Source organism: Ornithinibacter sp., from assembly GCF_035443565.1.
Taxonomy (GTDB): domain Bacteria; phylum Actinomycetota; class Actinomycetes; order Actinomycetales; family Dermatophilaceae; genus Fodinibacter.
Map to the genome: position 1 here is coordinate 1 of NZ_DAORSO010000278.1, position 1,949 is coordinate 1,949.

Sequence of the window (1,949 nt, forward strand, 5' to 3'; positions counted from 1 at the left end):
CCTATCCCCGGTTCGACCGCCAACGCGGGAGCGGATAACAACCGGATCTGCCGCCGACCGTGCTGGGGCCCGAGTTGCTGAGGTTGGTTGTTCGCCGCACGATCTCCACTGCCATGGTGTCGTGACGGCAGCCTCCCCGAGACAGGCCGGCTATTGGGTGGTCGGTGGTAGCACAATGACGGGGTGTCGCTTGGGGAGTACCGGACGCTGCTGCGTGGAGCCACCGCCCGCGCAGACACCCCGGCCTTGATGGAGCTGTTGACGTCGGGCCCATGGCCGAAGGAAGCCTTGCAGTTGGTCGGCGATGCCGTCCTGGTCGCTGTCGCCAGCGGCGCGAGCGAGGCATCCGTGTTGGCACGGCGGTGCGTTGCGGCTCTGGGGCAGCGCGACTGGGAGGGCGACGTCGAACTGGCCGCCGCGTTGAGCGCCGCGGGCGGCGACGGCCCGACGCCGATGCTTCGGCCAGTGCCCGTGGACCTGGAGGAGCTGGCCTCGGTCTTGGAGGGCGACCCCGCACGCGGAGGCGGCCGGATCAACCTGCGAAACGGGGAGGTGTGGCCCCACTCCGTCTTCAACGACTTCACCGATGACGACGAGGAGGAAGACGATGACGAGGACGACTCGCCCTGGTTGTGGGTGGACGCGCAGGGTTCGCGTGAGGGGTACCGCGACATGGAGCTGTTCATCGACACGGTCGATGACCGCACCTTGGCCGACCGCCTGAGCATTGCGATTGCTGGGCGCGGCGCGTTCCGCCGCTTCAAGGACGTGATCGCCGACGACCCGGCCGCCGCGGAACGCTGGTACACCCTCAGCGAGGACCGTCTCGGCGGCCGCGCCCGAGCCTGGCTCGCTGCGCAGGGGTACACCCCCACCAGAGCGCTACGCCCCTGACTGCTCCAGCCGTGCGCTGCTGGGTTGTTCGGGTCACGTGCCTGAGGCCATGTAGGCGGCGAGGATGTAGTTGGGGTGGCGATCCAGGTTCTTGCGCGCCCGGTCGTATCGCATGGTGGTGCGCGGGTCAGCGTGCCGGGCAGCGATCTGCACGTCGCGCAGGTCGACCCCGGCGTCGAGCATGGTGGTCACGAAGGTGTGCCGCAGCATGTGCGGATGCATCCGTGCGGCGTGCACACCGCCGGCCTCGGCCAGACGGTGCAGACGGCGTGTGGCGCAGTGCCGGTCCATCCGTGTGCCGTTGCGGGTGCGCAGGATCGGCCCGGAGCCCCGGTCGGCGACGGCCCGCTCGATGGCCCGGGACACCGCCGGCGGGAGCGGGGTCAGCACGACCTTGCCGCCCTTGCCGCGCACCTTGAGCACGCGGTGGCCGTGCTCCTCGCCGAGGTCCTCGACGTTCGCGCCGCAGGCCTCGAAGATCCGCAGCCCGAGCAGACCCAGCATCGCCACCAACGCGAAGTCGTAGATGTTCGATGACGTGCGGGCGGTGGCGAGCATGGCCTCGAACTGCAGATGGGTCAGCCCCAGCGTGGGGGACTCAGGCGGGACGTTGGGCCGGCGCACGTACTCCGCTGGGGAGTGCACCAGGACGTCGTCGATCACGCAGGTCCGGTAGAACCCAGCCACGACTGCAACGCGTCGGCTGATCGTGGATGGCTTGTACCGGCGCACTTCTTGCATCCACCGCACGTACAGCTCGACATGGGCTCGTTGGGCGGCCAAGGGGTCCAGGCCGCGTTCCTCGCACCAGGTGACGAAGCAGCGCAGGTCCGACTCGGTGTGCACTCGGGATTGCCCCTTGAATCGGGCCAGGTAGGCCGCGACAGCGTGCCGAAGACGATCCGACACGTGAGGTAGAACGACGGGAATCAGGATCTGTGAAGTAGCCATCCCGCAGCGTCCGCCCGGCCAACCCTGAGGGTCAACAAATCGCACCAAGCGCGGCAGAAGAGGTAGGCGCGTCTCCGCGCCGTTCGTCATCTATGCTGCGGCGT

2 protein-coding genes are annotated in these 1,949 nt (G+C 68.8%); one reads left to right on the forward strand and one right to left on the reverse strand.

Translation table 11 applies throughout. The features are described 5' to 3' along the window. The first annotated feature begins 183 nt into the window (after positions 1 to 183). Positions 184 to 894 (forward strand): UPF0158 family protein, encoded by a 711-nt coding sequence (locus tag PLL68_RS14430; RefSeq protein ID WP_324535268.1) that lies wholly within the window; start codon positions 184 to 186, stop codon positions 892 to 894. A 33-nt stretch (positions 895 to 927) separates the two neighbouring features. Here PLL68_RS14430 and PLL68_RS14435 read toward each other — a convergent pair whose 3' ends face one another. Further along, on the reverse strand, positions 928 to 1,557 hold the full coding sequence (locus PLL68_RS14435) for a tyrosine-type recombinase/integrase (protein ID WP_324535270.1): 630 nt from the start codon (positions 1,555 to 1,557) through the stop codon (positions 928 to 930). Positions 1,558 to 1,949 lie beyond the last annotated feature (392 nt).